The sequence below is a fragment of the Anaerolineales bacterium genome (genome assembly GCA_025808555.1).
Taxonomy (GTDB): domain Bacteria; phylum Chloroflexota; class Anaerolineae; order Anaerolineales; family UBA11579; genus JAMCZK01.
In genome coordinates this window covers 2,064,144-2,080,449 of record CP075526.1, presented here as the reverse complement: position 1 = coordinate 2,080,449, position 16,306 = coordinate 2,064,144, and the positions used below count along the sequence as shown (strand labels likewise).

13 protein-coding genes are annotated in these 16,306 nt (G+C 61.7%); 4 read left to right on the top strand and 9 right to left on the bottom strand.

Annotation, left to right across the window (positions count from 1 at the left end):
* Positions 1 to 60: 60 nt before the first annotated feature.
* From KIT08_10405 to KIT08_10370, 8 genes are read right to left on the bottom strand one after another with little or no spacing between them, the layout of a single operon-like run.
* On the bottom strand, positions 61 to 981 hold the full coding sequence (locus KIT08_10405) for a M28 family peptidase (GenBank protein ID UYN89494.1): 921 nt from the start codon (positions 979 to 981) through the stop codon (positions 61 to 63).
* Positions 981 to 2,354, bottom strand: coding sequence for a methylenetetrahydrofolate--tRNA-(uracil(54)-C(5))-methyltransferase (FADH(2)-oxidizing) TrmFO (gene trmFO / locus KIT08_10400; GenBank protein UYN89493.1), 1,374 nt, complete (start codon positions 2,352 to 2,354; stop codon positions 981 to 983). Before trmFO ends, KIT08_10405 begins: the two co-directional genes overlap by 1 nt.
* A 30-nt stretch (positions 2,355 to 2,384) precedes the next feature.
* Positions 2,385 to 3,017, bottom strand: a complete 633-nt coding sequence (locus KIT08_10395) for a response regulator transcription factor (protein UYN90809.1) — start codon at positions 3,015 to 3,017, stop codon at positions 2,385 to 2,387.
* Between the two features lie 39 nt (positions 3,018 to 3,056).
* On the bottom strand, positions 3,057 to 4,259 hold the full coding sequence (locus KIT08_10390; GenBank protein ID UYN89492.1) for a sensor histidine kinase: 1,203 nt from the start codon (positions 4,257 to 4,259) through the stop codon (positions 3,057 to 3,059).
* Between the two features lie 35 nt (positions 4,260 to 4,294).
* Positions 4,295 to 5,032 carry an ABC transporter permease gene (locus KIT08_10385; protein ID UYN89491.1) on the bottom strand — a complete coding sequence of 246 codons (738 nt, stop codon included), beginning with the start codon at positions 5,030 to 5,032 and terminating at the stop codon, positions 4,295 to 4,297.
* 37 nt (positions 5,033 to 5,069) lie between these two features.
* Positions 5,070 to 5,981, bottom strand: a complete 912-nt coding sequence (locus KIT08_10380; GenBank protein ID UYN89490.1) for an ABC transporter ATP-binding protein — start codon at positions 5,979 to 5,981, stop codon at positions 5,070 to 5,072.
* A gap of 59 nt (positions 5,982 to 6,040) precedes the next feature.
* Positions 6,041 to 6,265, bottom strand: a complete 225-nt coding sequence (locus tag KIT08_10375) for a hypothetical protein (protein ID UYN89489.1) — start codon at positions 6,263 to 6,265, stop codon at positions 6,041 to 6,043.
* The gene (locus tag KIT08_10370) at positions 6,265 to 6,624 is read right to left on the bottom strand and encodes a hypothetical protein (GenBank protein UYN89488.1); all 360 of its coding nucleotides are present in this window, start codon (positions 6,622 to 6,624) and stop codon (positions 6,265 to 6,267) included. The genes KIT08_10375 and KIT08_10370 overlap by 1 nt, the downstream gene beginning before the upstream one ends.
* A 276-nt stretch (positions 6,625 to 6,900) precedes the next feature.
* On the opposite strand from KIT08_10370, the gene KIT08_10365 reads away from it, so the two are divergent.
* The 4 genes from KIT08_10365 to KIT08_10350 are packed head-to-tail and all read left to right on the top strand — an operon-like array spanning position 6,901 to position 13,798.
* The gene (locus KIT08_10365; GenBank protein UYN89487.1) at positions 6,901 to 8,310 is read left to right on the top strand and encodes a hypothetical protein; all 1,410 of its coding nucleotides are present in this window, start codon (positions 6,901 to 6,903) and stop codon (positions 8,308 to 8,310) included.
* Positions 8,311 to 10,218: a PAS domain-containing protein gene (locus KIT08_10360; protein UYN89486.1), complete on the top strand. Its 1,908-nt coding sequence runs from the start codon at positions 8,311 to 8,313 to the stop codon at positions 10,216 to 10,218. It abuts the gene before it with no gap.
* Positions 10,219 to 10,233: 15 nt separating this feature from the next.
* Complete coding sequence (locus KIT08_10355; protein ID UYN89485.1) at positions 10,234 to 11,418, top strand: sigma-54-dependent Fis family transcriptional regulator; 1,185 nt, start codon at positions 10,234 to 10,236, stop codon at positions 11,416 to 11,418.
* Between the two features lie 28 nt (positions 11,419 to 11,446).
* Positions 11,447 to 13,798, top strand: coding sequence for a GAF domain-containing protein (locus KIT08_10350; GenBank protein UYN89484.1), 2,352 nt, complete (start codon positions 11,447 to 11,449; stop codon positions 13,796 to 13,798).
* Here KIT08_10350 and KIT08_10345 read toward each other — a convergent pair whose 3' ends face one another.
* Positions 13,799 to 16,186 (bottom strand): hypothetical protein, encoded by a 2,388-nt coding sequence (locus tag KIT08_10345; protein UYN89483.1) that lies wholly within the window; start codon positions 16,184 to 16,186, stop codon positions 13,799 to 13,801. It abuts the gene before it with no gap.
* Between the last annotated feature and the right edge of the window lie 120 nt (positions 16,187 to 16,306).

The window sequence follows — 16,306 nt, the reverse complement described above, 5'->3', positions numbered from 1 at the left end:
GTGTCTGGATGGCTCATGCTACTCGTTTTTTGAGTGTCGAGCTGTGCAGACACATTTCGGCTACTTCCCCAGCACCCAGGCCAACACAACCTCCCCCACGATCCCCAAACTGTGTGCGGAGATCTTGTCCAGCGTATCTTCGCTGGTGTGCCAGTACGGGTAATCGAAGTCGATGACGTCCACGGCTGGAATCTCACGCGCCAGGAAGGGTGTATGGTCGTCCATAATGGTGAACTTGGGCTCGTTGATGAACACGTCCGCGTAACCTAGCTCGGCGGCGGTGGCCCAGATCTCGGCGGCCAGCCGCGGGTCTGAGCTGCGCTCCAGGTAAATTTGTAAATCGGCATCGCCGATCATATCGAGAATGACCACCGCATCCGGCAGCTCGGTGAGCGCGTCGGCCGCCAGGCGGCTGCCCATGATCCAATCCCAGCCGTCAATGCCGCCATTGTCCTCGGCGTCGAAGAACGCCAGGGTCACCGTGGCCGCCGGGTCGTGCTGCGGCAGCACGCGGGCCAGCTCCAGCAGCACGGCCACGCCCGAGGCCCCGTCGTTGGCGCCGGGCACCGGCTGCAGCTGCAACTCGGGATCCGGGTCATGGTCGGCGAAGAAGCGGCTGTCGTAATGGGCGCCGAGAATGATCCACGGCCCACCGTCAGCTCCCGGCCGCGTGGCCAACAGGTTGAACACCTTTTGGCCCAGCAGCTCACCCTCAGGCTGCTCTACCTGCCAGCCGTATTCGGCTAAAGTGTCAGCGATGTAGGCGCGGGTCTGCTCGTGCGCTTCGCTGCCCGGCGTGCGCGGGCCGAAGGCCATCTGCGCCGCAGCATGCGCGAACGCACGCTGGCCGTCAAAGGCGGCCGGCGTATTACGCCCAGGGAACGCCAGACTGAGAGCTACGCCAACCAGTACTAGCCCAATCCCCAGCAGCACCAACGTGCGCCGGCCACTTGCGCTCAGGTTCCACTTGCGCGCTTGCATCAGGCCGCCTGCAGTTGCCCGGCCAGGTACGCATCCAGGTCTTGTAATGCGCGCTCAGAATAGGCCTTGGCGCGGTCGCGGCGGCCCATGCGGCCGGTTATTTCCAGTGGCGGCATGATCCCGTAATTCGCCTTCATCGGCTGAAAGTCTCTCTCATCGGCATGGGTCACATAGTGGCACAGCGCGCCCAGCATCGTGGTAGGCGGTAGCTGCAGCAGCGGCTGGCCGGCGTGCAGGCGGACTGCGTTCAGCCCGGCCAGCAGGCCGGTGGCGATGTTGCCGACGTAGCCTTCCACGCCGGTGATCTGGCCGGCGAAGAACAGATCGGCCCGCGTGCGGAACTGCAGCGTGGGCTCCAGCAGCCGCGGCGACGAGATGAATGTGTTGCGGTGCATCTGGCCGTAGCGCTCGAAGACCGCATTTTGCAAACCAGGGATCATGCGGAAGACGCGCTTCTGGTCAGGAAATTTCAAGTTGGTCTGGAAGCCGACCAGGTTGTACAGCGTGCCGGCCAGATTATCCTGGCGCAACTGCAGCACCGCGTAGGGCCGCTTGCCGGTGCGTGGGTCGCGCAAGCCGACCGGGCGCATCGGGCCGAAGGCCAGCGCCCGCTCGCCACGCTCGGCGATGATCTCGACCGGCAGACAGCCCTCGAAGAATTCGTGGGCGCCCGTGCGCACGCCACCGCCGTCAGTTTGCAAGTGGCTCTCGAATTCGCGCAGCTCAATCCGCTCGGCGGCCAGCAGCGCCGCTAGGAACGCATCGTATTCTTCACGCGTCATCGGGCAGTTGATGTAATCGCCCTGCTCCTCCTCGCCGCGGTCATAACGCGAGGCACGGAAGGCGATGGTCATGTCAATCGAATCCAGGCTGACGATGGGCGAGATGGCATCGTAGAAGAACAGGTGCTGCTCACCGCTCAGCTTGGCGATGGATTGCGACAGGCTCGACGAGGTCAGCGGGCCGGAGGCGATGATGGCCAGCCCATCAGGCACAGCGGGCATCTCCTCACGCACCAGGGTGATGTTGGGGTGCGCTTCGATACGGCGGGTCACCTCGGCGGCGAAGCCCTCCCGGTCCACCGCCAGCGCGCCGCCGGCGGGCAGCGCGGTATCCTCGGCCACCTGCATCAGAAGGCTGTCCATGCGGCGGATCTCGTTCTTCAGCAGGCCGCCGGCGCGGTCAGGCAAGTCAGAGCCCAGCGAATTGGAGCACACCAGCTCGGCCAGGTGCTCGCTCACATGGGCGCCGGTGGGCATGCTGGGGCGCATCTCGTACAGCGCCACGCGCAGGCCAGCTTCGGCGGCCTGCCAGGCCGCTTCGCTGCCGGCCAGTCCGCCACCCACGACGATGAGGTCAGGTTTCAGGGACATAGAGCGCTGATTCTATCAGGGCAGAGCGGCCTAGCTAGCTAGCTTAATAATCCCGCTCTCCAGGGCTGTCGTCACGGCCGCGGTGCGGTCATCCACGCCCAGCTTGCCGTAGATATGAATTAAGTGCGTTTTAACTGTTGCTGTACTGATGTGTAGGCTCTTGCCGATTTCTTTGTTGCTGTTTCCTTTGGCCACCAACTGCAACACTTCAATCTCGCGGGCGCTCAAGCTCACTTCCGCCGGGCCACGCATGCGTGTCATGAGACGCGCCGCTACGGCCGGGGCCAGAACGGAATCTCCCCTGGCGGCGCGTATGGCGCGGAACAGTTCCTCGCGCGGCGCATCCTTCAACAAATAGCTGGTGGCCCCGGCCTCGATAGCGCGCAGGATATCAGCGTCAGTGTCGTAGGTGGTCAGGACGATGATGCGGGATGACGGCTGTTGGGCTTTGATCGCTCTAATGGCCCCCACGCCATCCAAGCCGGGCATTCGTAGATCCATCAGGGTGACATCTGGGGTAAGGGAAGCGTGCATCTTAACCGCCATGTCACCATCCGCCGCCATACCTATGACCTCAAAATCGGGCTGGCCAGCCAGCATCCCGAACAGACCCTCTCGGACAACCGGGTGGTCATCTGCAATCAAAATGCGGATCTTGTCCATAGCAATCATCAATCTGCCTCGGAGTAGCCTATGGTCTCCTTAACTATAAATCGGGATGGAAACGACAACCGTCGTGCCTTCGCCAGGTTCGCTTTCCAGGGTCACTGAGCCTCCACAACCCTCGGCCCTTTCGCGCATCGCCTGCAAGCCGAAACCGCCGGAGAACGGCGACGCGGCTGCCCCGGCAAAAGATACGCCGTTGTCCTTAACGTCCAGCACAACCGCATCATCGAAGTACGAAAGAGTGAGCTGCGCGGCTGTGGCCCGGGCATGCTTATGAATGTTAGCCAGCGCTTCCTGAGCAGCTCGCAGCAGCGTCACTTCAATGTCAGGATGCAAGGGGACAGCCTCGCCGGTGGTGGTCGTGGTCAGAGGGATGCCGGTTTCCTCGCGCCATCGGGCGGCCGTCCGTTCGATGGCATCCGGTAGTGAGCTCTGAACCAGTAGCTGTGGCCGCAAAGCATGCACCACCCGGCGCGCCTGTTCCAGACTCGCCCGCGCTGTCTCACGCGCCCGGTCGAGATGCTTTTGCAGGGAGTCCAACCCATCCGGCAGCGACTGGTCAGCCGCCTCCAGGTTCATAACGATACTGGTGAAGCCCTGGGCCAGCGTATCGTGAATATCCCGCGCCAGCCGCTGGCGTTCCTCCAGAATCCCGGCGCGACGTTCCGCCGCAGCGAGCTCGGCCCGGGTTGCTTCCAGCTGCTCAATCAGCTGCCGGCGCCGCGTACTCTGCCCAATAATGGCAGTAATCCACACACCAAGGACGATGGCGCCCAGAGCCGTAAAGACGAACACCCAGACGGTGCGATTTGTCAACGAGAAATTCGTGCCGGCATTCGCCAGCTGCTCGTAAACAATAAATCCCGTCAGAACCAGTACGGCAACCACACCATAGCGGAGCGGTAGATGGCGAAAAACCTCACCAAACAGACCGAAGAGCATGAAGTAGTAGGCAGGTGATGTTCTGAGCAACGCGAACCAGAGAACGATGACGCCAATGATAACGATGAAGCGGGGATTGCCCAAAAAGCCCGGCTTCCTGTGGGCCAGCTTCAAGCCGCCCCAATGCCAGAGCAACAAGAGCCCCGTCAGCAAGAGCGCCGCCCAGGCCGGGGCCATGCGGTCATCGTCCAGCAGCATCAGCCAGGTGGAAACGATGACCGCGGCGTAGAAAAGTGCTTTCCACAGCCAGCCCCACTTCACCCAGACGTCATTCTGTCCTTCGTGCATAATGTTCATGGTCCATGCCAGTGAAAGTCATTGCCAATGTACCATCACTCCCAGCGGAATGTAAAACGAGATACCACCAGGCCCAGCATGAGGACTACTGCGAGCACCGCCGCGGATACAAAATTCCAGGCGCCCTTCAACCAGAGATCTTCGACCAGGATGACGACATGCGTCAGCGGCAGGAATCCGGCGACCTGCTGCACCAGCTCAGGCATGATGTAGCGTGGCATCGCCGCACCGGAGAGGAACAGCATGGGGTAGAAGACAGCCATGCCCACGGCCTGTGCCGTCCTGGCGGATGGCATGACGCCGGCCAGCACGAAGCCCACAGCGAAGAAGCTAAAGGCGCCCAGCAGGATGGCTGGAACGATGGCCAGATTGCCGCTAGGGATGCGCAGGTCGAAGATCGCCAGGCCGGCGATGAAGAGGAAGAGGATGCCTGCGGCTGTCATCAAGACTTGCGCCGCCACTTGCGACCACAACACCGGGCCGGAGCCTAGGGGCGTTGCACGCAGCCTCCGCAGAATGCCGAGGTCGCGATAATTGGCCAGCTTGGTAGGAATGCTCAGCAGGCCCATGGTGCCAACAACCATGCCGATGTACCCAGGCACGGAGCGGTCTACCTGGCCGTAGCCTCCAAGCAGCTCCTCGGCTTCGTTGCCGAAGATGAAGCCGAACAGAACCATTACCATCACAGGGAAGGCAAGGGTAAAGAAGACGGCTACCGGCTCGCGGAGCTGCAGTTTCAACTCTATGTAGGTGAGCTTGAGAAATGACTTCATGATCTAACTCCTTGAATATGCGTGCTATCACCGTCACTCAGTTTCTGATCATTCGCCCGGTCAATGCGAGGAACACATCCTCCAGATTGGCTTGCTGCACGCGCAGGTCTGCCGGGGCGATGTTGTCTTGGGCCAGCGCGGCGGCCACCTTGGCCAGCAATGGCCCACTGCCGCTGACGGTGATCTGCCGGTCATGCTGGTTCACCGCGTTGACGCCGCTCAGGCTTTCCAGCCGCGCCGCTTGAAAACCGTTGGGAACTGAGAAGATAACCTTCGTCTCCTTGTCCAGGCTGGCAATCAGACTACCGGGGGTGTCCAGGGCGATGATGCGACCGTGGTCAATTACGGCCACCCGGTCTGCCAGCGCTTCAACCTCATCCATAAAATGGGTGATCAACACAACGGTCTTGCCCTGCTCGCGGATGGAGCGGATCAGGTCCCAGGTTGCCCGGCGAGCCTGAGGGTCCAGCCCTGTTGTCAACTCGTCCAGGAAGACGATTTCCGGGTCGTTGAGCAAGGCCAGCGAAATGAACAGGCGCTGCTTCTGCCCACCGGAAAGGCCGCCGAACTGAGTGTTCCGCTTCTCGGCCAGGCCCCATTGCCGTAGCAACGGTTCCCAGGCGACCGTCTTTTCGTAGAAGGAGGCGTACAAGTCCAGCGCCTCCCATACCTTCATCCGGTCGGGCAGCGCTGCTTGTTGCAGCTGAGTGCCAATGCGGTTGCCCAGCTGGTGTACTGCGGTTTGCGGGTCCAGACCGAGCACCGAGATGCTTCCTCCATCTGGTTTGCGCAGCCCGATGACTGCCTCGATCGTCGTTGTCTTGCCGGCCCCATTTGGTCCGATGATGCCAAAGATCTCGCCTTCATTCACGTCGAAGGAAACATCATCCGCCGCCGCAACTCCGTCGTAAATCTTGTGTAGATTTCGTACTTCGATAACTTTTGTCACCATATTTTCCTTTCAAGCTCCATCTCTATTTGCTTTTTACGGCAAGTTGAGGGGCAAGCTCAGTCCAGCTCATTGCGCAGGCCGGCCACACCCAGGCTGTTCGTTGTGGGCGTGTTGAAGTCCCCACCCAGGCGAACGGCCGTGCTGCGAAACCTCTCCAGCAGATCCCTGCCCCGGCCAGTCAGAGTAGAGCTCTGCAAAGCGAAGTCGGCGTTGTAGCGGCCGCTTTTCAGCTTGGCTTCCTCCAGTTGCATTTGTATGCAACTGTGCTTCTGTTTGTTCATTAACCACTCCTTCTAGAGGGCTTACCGCCCAACAAGAGGAATGAAATGCCAACGACGATGATGCCCAGAGGCCACAGGCGTGAGACGCTGTATCCCAGCGCCAGCGCGGCGATGTAGGCGAAGGGTATCAGGGCGTAAACGGCAATGCTGAGGACACGGCGGGTGAGACGACCTTCTTCCTTGTAGCTCCTGTATGCCGAGACGCCGATCCAGTAAATGGGGATCACGCCCACCAGCATCCAGGGACTGCGCCCTGCGATGGTGATGCCGGACGTCCCCAAGAGGAAGATAGCGCCCATGAGCACCATAACCACCCCCGTTAATCTTCGTTCGTGCTCCCAAATTGTTTCCTTCTTCATAACAACCTCCTGTTGTTTCTGACTTTTAGGCTGTCAACAGGATAGCGTCCGGGCCGGGAAAAGTAACCGGCAGGAAGATTGAATTTGGGTTATCGAGCGATGGACTCTTCGGTCAACCGATGGGTTGATGCGCCGTTTGGCTTTTTTGGCGGCCAACTGATAAAGACCTAGCCGAGTAGCAACGCCCACGCGTGTGGATCTCGACCGCAATTCGCCTGGCATAGAACTTGCATCTTTCAGGGCGTATCCCTATAATCCACGCCTCAGGAGCACAAAATGGCCTTCACTCCTATTCTGCGCCAGGGCCCTTCCCAGCGCCCGCAAGCCACCGCCCACCTGGCTCAAACCATGAGCCTGCTTGGGCTTAACTTGCAAGAATTGAACCAGAAGATCGAATCGGCCCTCGCCGCCAACCCGGCCCTCGAGTTGCTCGAAGGCCGCCACTGCCCAAGCTGCGGCCGCTTGCTGCGCCCCGGCGCCCGCTGCGGCGCGTGCGTCTCCATTGACAGCGCCAAGGGCGACGAGCCGGTGGTCTTCATCGCCCCGCCCGAAGATGGCTTTGGCCGCAGCGCCCGCAGCGGCGAAGAGCTGCCCGAAGATTTCAACGCCGCCCAGCCGGAAGATCTGGCTGGCTTTGTGCTACGCCAGATCGCCGGCGAGCTGACCGCCAAAGAACAAGAGATTGCCGCTCACCTGCTGACCAGCCTCGACGATGACGGCCTGCTGACTGTGCCGCTGCTAGAAGTCGCCCGTTACCACCACGTACCGGTCACGGACGTGGAAGAAGTTGCGCGCATAATCATGATGGCGGAGCCTATCGGCGTCGGCGCAAGCTCCACCAGCGAAGCCATGCTGACCCAACTGCGCGTCCTGGGCGAGCAGGTCCCCAACTTCGACCTGTGCGCCCGCGCCATCACCGAAGGCTTGGGCGCTCTGAGCAAGAAGCAATACGCCGAACTCGGCAGTCTGCTCGGTGTGAGCAAGGCCAAGGCCCAGCAAGTGGCTGAGTTCATCGCCGCCAACCTGAACCCGTTCCCCGCCCGCGCTCACTGGGGCAGCCTGCGCACGCCGACCACCGGCGCCCCGGCCGTATACCAGCGCCCCGATCTCATCATCAAGCAGCAGGAAGACGGCCGCCTGGTAGTGGAAGTCACCTGGCCGCTGCGCGGCGTGCTGCGCGTGAACCCGCTCTTTCAGCAGGCGCTGCAAGAGGCACCCGAAGACAAGTCTGACCAATGGAAGATCGATCTCGAGCAGGCCAATTTGCTCATCAAGTGCCTGGCCCAGCGCAACCAAGCCATCGTGCGCCTGATGCAGGTGCTGGCCGTGGTGCAGCGCCAGTTCATCCTGGGCGGCGACGCACACTTGCGCCCGTTCACCCGCGCCACGATCGCTGATGAGCTGGGCGTGCACGAGTCGACCGTCTCGCGGGCCGTGTCCGGCAAGTCGGTCGAGCTACCCTCGGGCAAGATCGTGCCGCTGGCGCAGTTCTTCGACCGCAGCCTGCACATCCGCACCGCCTTGAAGAAGATCGTGAAAGACGAGCGCAAGCCGCTGAGCGACACCACGCTGGCCAAGCTACTGGCAAAAGAAGGCTACGAAGTTGCGCGGCGCACCGTCGCAAAATATCGCACAATGGAGGGCATCCTGCCGGCGCATTTGCGCAAACCGCAGGCGGTTGGCTAAATGACACTCACCATTGGCGATCTCTCACCCTTCAAACGCCGCAGCGCGGGCAACGAAGAAATTCATGCCCTGCTTGATCTACTGCCGCACCCCACCCTGATCGCCAGCGCCCGCTCGGGGCGCATTTTGTTTTCTAACGGGGCCGCTACCGAGCTGACCGCCTTCACGCGCAAGGAGCTGAGCGAGCTCAACGTCAGCACCCTGCTGCCGGAGCTCAAACTGAACGAGCGCGGCAAGCAAGCCACCGCGCTCATCAAACGTAACAGCCAGAACACGCCGGTGCTGGTCACCATCAGCCCGCTTAACGGCACAGACCAGTGGCTGGCGCTCAGCTTCGAGATCGGCGCCAGCGCCCCGGCCGGCGAGGACAATCGCCAGCGCTGGGAAGCGCTGCACCTGCTCAGCCTGGCCGCCCAGCAGCCCGAACTGGCCTCGGCGTACCGCCAAATTTTGCAGGCCGGCGCGCTGCTGACTGGCGCCCGCCACCTGGTGCTCTACACGCCCGGCCCTGACGGCGCAATGCAAGTGCAGGCCGTGCACGGCAGCGGCGTTGATTTCCCCACCCAACTTGACTCCGCTGAGCAAGGCGCACTGCGCGTGCCCAAGGTCTGGCAGCCCGGCCGCAGCATTGAATCCACACTGCAACGCTCCGCCCATGCCAGCAAACTAAGCTACCTGGCCAGCACGCCGCTGGACCTGACCCAGCCGGAGGCCGGCCTGTTGGCCGCCGCCGGCGAAGACGCCCGCCCCAGCGAAGAACTGCTGACCCTGCTGCAGATCCTGGCCGCCAGCGCCGCCACTGCGGCGCTGAACGCCCAGATGAGCAGCACCTGGCGGCGGGATGCCAGCCGTCTGGCTGAGAGCGACCGGGTCAATACCGCCTTGCGCGAGCACATGCAAGACGGCGTGCTCTTCACCGATACGGCGCTGCGCCTGACCGAGCTCAATATGGCCGCCGAGGCGATGTTGGGCTATTCACAGGCCGAGGTGCTACAGCGCCCGGTGCACGAGGTGCTCATCAGCACCCGTGCCCTGCTGCCCGAACTGGAGTTGGCCCTGCAGGCCAACGAAGTGATGGAGCTGGGCAAGCGCAAGCTGCTGCGCCGCGACGGGCAGGAATTTTTGGCGCTGGTGCGCCTGGCGCCCATTGCGCCTGACGGCAAGATCACCCGCCTGGCGATCCTCATCAGCGACCTCAGCGAGCACGAGGCCTTCCACCTGCAAACCCTGCAAATGAGCGACCGCGCCTGGTTGGGCGATGTGGCCGCCATCTTTGCGCACGAAATGCAAAACCCGCTCAACAACATCAGCACTTCGCTTCAATTGATGCAGATGAGCCTGCCCGAGAACGACCCGGGGCACGAGCAGCTGCGTACCATGCTGGAGGATTGCGAGCGCCTGGCGCGCTATATGCACTCCATGCTGGGCGTGGCCCGCGGCCGCGCCCACCAGCCCGAGCCAATGGACATCGCCGAGTTCTGCCGTCAGCAGGTGGCCCGCTGGCGCGTGCGCCTGCAGCGCAAGAACATCAAAGACCATTTGCAGATCAGCGAAGACATACCGCTTATCATGGGCGATGCCCACGCGCTGGAACAGGTCTTCACCAACTTGTTCACCAACGCCATGCAGGCCATGGGTAACCAGGAAAACGGGCTGCTGGCCCTCAACGTCAGCCGCGCCGGCGATGACATGGTGGAAGTGGTGATCTCGGACAATGGCCCCGGTGTGCCGGAGGAGCTGCGCGCCCGTATCTTTGATGCCTTCTTCACCACCAAGGGCGGCGAGGGCACAGGCCTGGGCCTCTCGATCACACGCCGCATCATCATGGCCCACAAGGGCGACATCTCGCTGGAGAGCTTCCCCGGCGGCACGATGTTCAAGCTGCTCTTGCCCATCGCCCAGAACTAGAAGGAGCCCGACACTATGACCCTGACCGTGTTGGTGATCGAAGACGAGAAAACTGCCCGCGACAACGTATCCGCCTTCCTAAAGAAGAAGGACTACGAAGTGCTGGAAGCCGCCGATCTCAAGACTGGCCGCCAGCTGCTGGAGCAAAACAGCCCAGACATCGTGCTGATGGATGTCCAGTTGCCGGACGGCCTGGGCACTTCTCTGCTTGAGGAGACCGTCTCCATGCCCCTGCGCCCGTTGATGCTTGTCATCACCGGCAACGGCGACATCAACATGGCCGTTGACGCCATGAAGAACGGCGCACACGATTTTTTGCAAAAGCCGGTCGATTTCAAACGGCTGGAGAAATCTGTGCAGCGCGCTGGCGAGATCGTCGCCATGCGCCGCGAGCTGCTGCACCTGCGCGAGACCCAGTACGGCGATTTTGTGCTCGGCAACAGCCCGGAGATGAAGACGCTCCTGCAGCAGGCCGAGCGCGGCGCTCAGGCGGGCGTCTCGATCCTGATCCAGGGTGAAACGGGGGTGGGCAAAGAAGTGGTGGCCAAGCACATCCACAAGATCGGCCCGCGTCGAGACAAGCCCTTCATGGCGATCAACTGCGCCGCCTTCCAAAGCACCATGATCGAGTCCGAACTCTTCGGGCACGAAGCTGGCGCCTACACCGGCGCCGACAAGAAGAAGATCGGCCTGATGGAGCAGGCCAATGATGGCGTGCTCTTCCTCGACGAGATCTCGTCCATGGCGCCCGATATGCAAGCCAAGTTGTTGCGCGCCCTGGAAGAACGCTCCTTTCGCCGCATGGGTGGCAACGTGCTCATCAAGGTAGATGTGCAGCTTGTCTCAGCTTCCAACCGCAATCTGCCGGAGATGATCGCCAAAGGCGAGTTCCGCGAAGACTTGCTGTATCGCCTCAATACCCTCCAACTCAAGGTGCCGGCCCTGCGTGAGCGCAAGCAGGACATTCCGGAACTTGTGGGCTTCTTCGTCAACCATTTCAACTCCAGCATGGGCCTGAACGTGCAAGACGTGACCGACAAGGCAATGCAGGTGCTGATGAACTACAGCTGGCCGGGTAACATCCGCGAGTTGCGCAACGTTTTAGAGCGTGCTATGCTCTTTTGCGATGAGGCCGCCATTGATATGCCTCACCTGCCCGCTGAGCTGACAAGTCCAGTCCCCACCAGTAAGAAGAAATAGCAACACACTAAACTTCGCGGGTACATTCATGGATCAAGCTCTAGGCCCAAGTCAGGGGGGACCTGCCTCTTCACGCGTCCAGTGGCCCAAGTTCGTGCTGCCGCCCCGCTTCGAAGATCCAAACATCAACCGCCAGGCCGGCATGCTCAACTTCCTGCTCTGGGTGGGGCTGAGCATTATTGTGGTCCACATCGGCATTACTCTGGTGATGCCGAAGACGCCTTTTCTTAACATCGGTTTTGAGTTCATGGTCGTGGCTTTGCAAGCCGCCTGCCTGGCGCTGCTGCATTTACGCAAGCCGCGCCTGGCTGCCTTTCTCTACATTCTGGGCCTATGGCTGGTGGTCTCCATCTGGGCCACCGCCCTGGGCGAGGTGACCAGCACCGGCATCAGCACGCTCTACACTGTCATCCTAGTGGCTGGCGTGCTGCTGGGGCCGGCCGGCGGCCTGGGCCTGGCTGCACTCAGCACGCTTGCGGTCCTGTATATTGCCGTGGCCAACCCCGCCATCGGCGGGCAGCCTGATTGGGGCCCAACGGTCATCGTCATCCTGAACTTTGTGCTCGTGGCCGTGATGGCCATCATCGGCGAGCACGCCCTGCGCACCTCGCTGCTCAGCGCCGAGCGCAGCCACTCCCTGATGAGCCAGCGCAGCGCACAGCTGCAGGCCGCTGCCGACATTGGCATGGCGGCCACCACCAGCGGAGATGTGGACGACTTCCTGAAAGCTGTCACGCACGTCATCGCTGAGCGCTTCAATCTGCACCATGTATCCATTCTCACGCTGACCCAGGGCACCAGCGAGCTTTCGCTCAATGCCCTCAGCCAGGGTGGGCAGATCAGCGCACCCATGCCCAGCTTCAGCCTGGATAGTGTTTCACCCGGCAAGAGCATCATTGCCCACGTAGCGCGCACGCGCAAACCGTACCTGGCTGCGGATGTACGCAAAGACCCGCTGTACCTGCATCACGAAAGCCTTGGCGAGCCGCGCTCAGAGATCGCCGTACCCATCATGGAGGGTAACCGCCTGTACGGCGTGCTGGATGTGATCAGCAACAAAGACACGCTGCTGGGCACCGATGACCTGAATGCCCTGCAGATCCTTTGCAACCAGCTGGGCACCGTCATCTACAACAAGCGCTTGTTGCAGCTCTCGCGCCGTCATTTGGAAGAAACCCGCGCCCTGCATGCGATCGCCACTGCCGGCATGGGCGCCTCGAGCGAAGATGAGTTCCTGCAACAGGCCGCCCGCGTGGTGGGCCGTTCGCTCTTCTCCGAGAATTTTGGCATCCTGCTGATCGATCATGAGCGCAAGGTGCTGGAGCACAAGGCCTATCACCAGATTGGCAACCACCCCACCCCCGCCATCCCGCTCGGCCGCGGCATTTCAGGCGGCGTGGCGGTGAGCGGCAAGCCGGTCATGGTGGGTGATGTGACCCGCGATTCAGATTACTTGATGGTGGACGAGCGCGTGCGCTCTGAGATGTGCGTGCCCTTGCGCATCAACGGCGAGATCATCGGCGTGCTGGACACGGAGAACCACAAGCCGCACGCCTTCACCCAAACGGATCTGCAGCTGTTGGAAGCGTTGGCCGGTCAAGTGTCGCTGTCGCTGGAGCGCATCCGCCTGTTGGCGGATACCGAGCGTCGCGCCGACGAGCTGGCCGAAACGCTGAAGCAGCAGGAGGAACTGGCCCGCCTGCGTGATGAGTTCGTGCAGAACGTATCGCACGAGTTTCGCACGCCGCTGGCGATCGTGAGCGGCTACATCGAGATCCTCAGCAGCGGCGATCTTGGCCCGCTGCCGGAGAGCTACCACGAGCCGGTGGAGATCATTGCCCGCCGCACCCAGATGCTGACACGCATGGTGGAAGATCTCACCTCGCTGCTGAACCTCAAAGACCAACGCAACGACTTCACCACGCTGCATCTCAACGATGTGCTCAACACCACCTATCCGGGCCTGCGCGCCAAAGCATTGGCCCAGCAGCTGGAGCTTGTCTGGGACGTCGAGCCCGCGCTGCCGCCTCTGCACGGCGAAGAGACGCTGCTGCGCACGCTGGTCAGCAGCCTGGTGGACAATGCCATCAAGTTCACACCCGCCGGCCAGGTGAAGCTGCACGCCTCGCAAGAGGGCGAGCACATTTGCATTCGCATCACGGATACGGGCATTGGCATCCCGCTCGAACAGCAGGAACGCGTGTTTGACCGCTTCTACCAGATCGATGGCAGCAGCTCGCGCAGCTTTGGGGGTACAGGGCTGGGTTTGGCCTTGGTCAAAGAGATCGTGGATCTGCACGGCGGCGAGATCAGCCTGCAAAGCGCCCCGCGGCAAGGCACAAGCTTCCTTGTGCGCCTGCCGTCGCTATCCCACAATTAACTAAAAGAAAAGCGCATAGCGCTGAGGCTGAGCCTCGTGCATCATGCGATACACGCTATAGAAGATGTCTTCCGTGTTGGGCTTGGACCAGTAATTGCCGTCGCTGCCATAGGCTGGGCGGTGCGCTTTGCCGGTCAGCGTCCTGGGCGCCGAATCGAGCCACTGGTAACCGCCCTGCTTCTCCAGCACTTCCTGCATCATGAAAGCTGAAGTGCCGCCCGGCACATCCTCGTCGAGGAACAGGACGCGGTTGGTCTTCTTGAGAGACTCCACAATCCGGCCGTGCAGATCGAACGGCATAAGCGACTGCACGTCAATGATCTCCGCTTCAATGCCCTGCGCTGCCAGTGCTTCGGCGGCTTCGCCGGCGATGCGGCACAGCGGGCCATAGGTAACGATGGTGACATCCTTGCCTTCGCGTAGCACTTCGGGCACGCCCACTGGCACGGTGAACTCGCCCACATTGTCCGGTAAACGCTCTTTCAGGCGATAGCCATTGAGCACTTCCACCACTACGGCCGGCTCGTCCGCCGCCAGCAGCGTGTTGTAGAAGCCCACCGCCTGGGTCATGTTGCGCGGTACCAACACCAGCATGCCGCGCAGCAAGTGCAGCGCGCCCGCCATCAGCGACCCGGAGTGCCAGATGCCCTCCAGGCGGTGGCCGCGGGTGCGCACGATAAGCGGCGCCTTCTGGCCGCCCTTGGTGCGCCAGTGCAACGTAGCCACATCGTCCGAAAGGATCTGCAGCGCGTATAGCAAGTAGTCCAAATATTGGATCTCTGCAATTGGGCGCAGGCCGCGCAGCGCCAGGCCGATGGCCTGACCCATGATGGTCGCCTCGCGGATGCCGGTATCGGCTACACGCAAGGGGCCGTAGATCTCCTGCAGACCGGCGAAGCCCTGATTGACGTCACCCAACAAGCCGAGATCCTCGCCAAAAGCCACCACCCGCGGGTCACGCGCCAGCATGGCGTTAAAGCCCTTGTTGACGATCTCGAAGCCATTCAGCATCGGCGAGCTCTCGCTGTAGACCGGCTTGACCTCGGGTACGCGTTCGGCCGCGTGGGTATAAAGCTCCGAGGCATAGCGCTCCTCGGCGATTGTGTCCTGCTCCTGCTTCCAGCGTACCAGAAACGGTTTGCCCGGCAGCGCCTCGTCCTTGAGCAAAGTCATCGCCTTGCGATAGGCCACCAGCATGTCCTGGCGCAGCGGCGTGGCGGCCGCCTGCATGGCCGCGGTCATCTTGTTGATCTCAGCCGCGTGCGGCGATGCGCCGGCCACTTCCACCAGAATATCGGCCAGGGTCTGCATCTCCTGCAGAATCGGCGCGGTATACGCCTCCCAGGCACGCACACGGGTGGCCTCTACATCCTGGCGGTCCTGCTGCTCCCAAGCGTCGAGTTCCATCTCGCTGGCAAAGCCCTGCCCCACGATCCATTGGCGGAAGCGCGGCAAGCAGTCAAAATCCTGCTCCCACTGCAGGCGCTCGGCAGTCTTGTAGCGCTCATGGCTGCCAGAGGTCGAATGGCCTTGGGGCTGGGTCACTTCAGTAATATGCAAAATGGCCGGCGTATGGCTCTCGCGGGCAGTGGCGGCCGCTTTTGCGTAGGCTGCCACCAGCGCCTCGTAATCCCAGCCGGGCACGGTGTAAACATCAAAGCCGTCTGTGCCGCCCGGGCTGCGCTGGAAGCCTGAGAGCAGGCGCGAAAGGTCCGCAGTCAATTGGTGCTGATTGGGCACCGAGATGCCGTAGCCATCATCCCAGATGGAGAGCACAGCCGGCGCCTGCAGCACGCCAATGGCGTTGACCGCCTCCCAGAACATGCCTTCGGCGCTGCTGGCGTTGCCGATCGTGCCGAAAGCGACCTCGTTGCCTTTGCGCGAGAACTGCGTGAAGGCATGCAGCTCCTCTACTTCGCGGTACAACTTGGAGGCGTGCGCCAGCCCCACCAGGCGCGGCATCTGCGAAGCGGTGGGCGAAATATCTGATGAGGAGTTTTTTTGCTCCGCAATGTTCTTCCAGGTGCCGTCCGGGTTGAGGCTGCGCGTGGCGAAGTGGGCATTCATGGCGCGGCCGCCGGTGGCCGGCTCGGCTTTTAGATCCGTATTGGCAAACAGCTGGGCAAAGAATTCATCCAGGGTGTGCTCACCAATGGCAAGCATAAAGGTCTGATCACGATAATAACCCGAGCGAAAGTCACCCGGCTGGAAGGCCCTGGCCATGGCGATCTGGGCCAGCTCTTTGCCGTCCCCAAAGATGCCGAACTTGGCCTTGCCGCTCAGCACCTCACGGCGACCGATCAGGCTGGCCTGACGGCTACGATACGCCAAGCGATAATCGGCAAGCACGTCTTCCCGCACAAAAGATGAATTTGCTTTTTGAGCCATGTGTGAAAATTCCTCAGAACTGAGTGGACAGCGTTAGTTTATCATAGCCCCACTTGGCCTCGATTTGGCCGCACTTGGCCTGCATTTGGTCTATTAAAGCGACAAACGCCTAGGTGAGGG

What these genes read in the sequence shown, in the direction of transcription:
- KIT08_10405 (UYN89494.1), bottom strand. Translation starts at nt 981, where the DNA reads ATGCAAGCGCGCAAGTGGAACCTGAGCGCAAGTGGCCGGCGCACGTTG.
- trmFO (UYN89493.1), bottom strand. Translation starts at nt 2,354, where the DNA reads ATGTCCCTGAAACCTGACCTCATCGTCGTGGGTGGCGGACTGGCCGGC.
- KIT08_10395 (UYN90809.1), bottom strand. Translation starts at nt 3,017, where the DNA reads ATGGACAAGATCCGCATTTTGATTGCAGATGACCACCCGGTTGTCCGA.
- KIT08_10390 (UYN89492.1), bottom strand. Translation starts at nt 4,259, where the DNA reads ATGAACATTATGCACGAAGGACAGAATGACGTCTGGGTGAAGTGGGGC.
- KIT08_10385 (UYN89491.1), bottom strand. Translation starts at nt 5,032, where the DNA reads ATGAAGTCATTTCTCAAGCTCACCTACATAGAGTTGAAACTGCAGCTC.
- KIT08_10375 (UYN89489.1), bottom strand. Translation starts at nt 6,265, where the DNA reads ATGAACAAACAGAAGCACAGTTGCATACAAATGCAACTGGAGGAAGCC.
- KIT08_10370 (UYN89488.1), bottom strand. Translation starts at nt 6,624, where the DNA reads ATGAAGAAGGAAACAATTTGGGAGCACGAACGAAGATTAACGGGGGTG.
- KIT08_10365 (UYN89487.1), top strand. Translation starts at nt 6,901, where the DNA reads ATGGCCTTCACTCCTATTCTGCGCCAGGGCCCTTCCCAGCGCCCGCAA.
- KIT08_10360 (UYN89486.1), top strand. Translation starts at nt 8,311, where the DNA reads ATGACACTCACCATTGGCGATCTCTCACCCTTCAAACGCCGCAGCGCG.
- KIT08_10355 (UYN89485.1), top strand. Translation starts at nt 10,234, where the DNA reads ATGACCCTGACCGTGTTGGTGATCGAAGACGAGAAAACTGCCCGCGAC.
- KIT08_10350 (UYN89484.1), top strand. Translation starts at nt 11,447, where the DNA reads ATGGATCAAGCTCTAGGCCCAAGTCAGGGGGGACCTGCCTCTTCACGC.
- KIT08_10345 (UYN89483.1), bottom strand. Translation starts at nt 16,186, where the DNA reads ATGGCTCAAAAAGCAAATTCATCTTTTGTGCGGGAAGACGTGCTTGCC.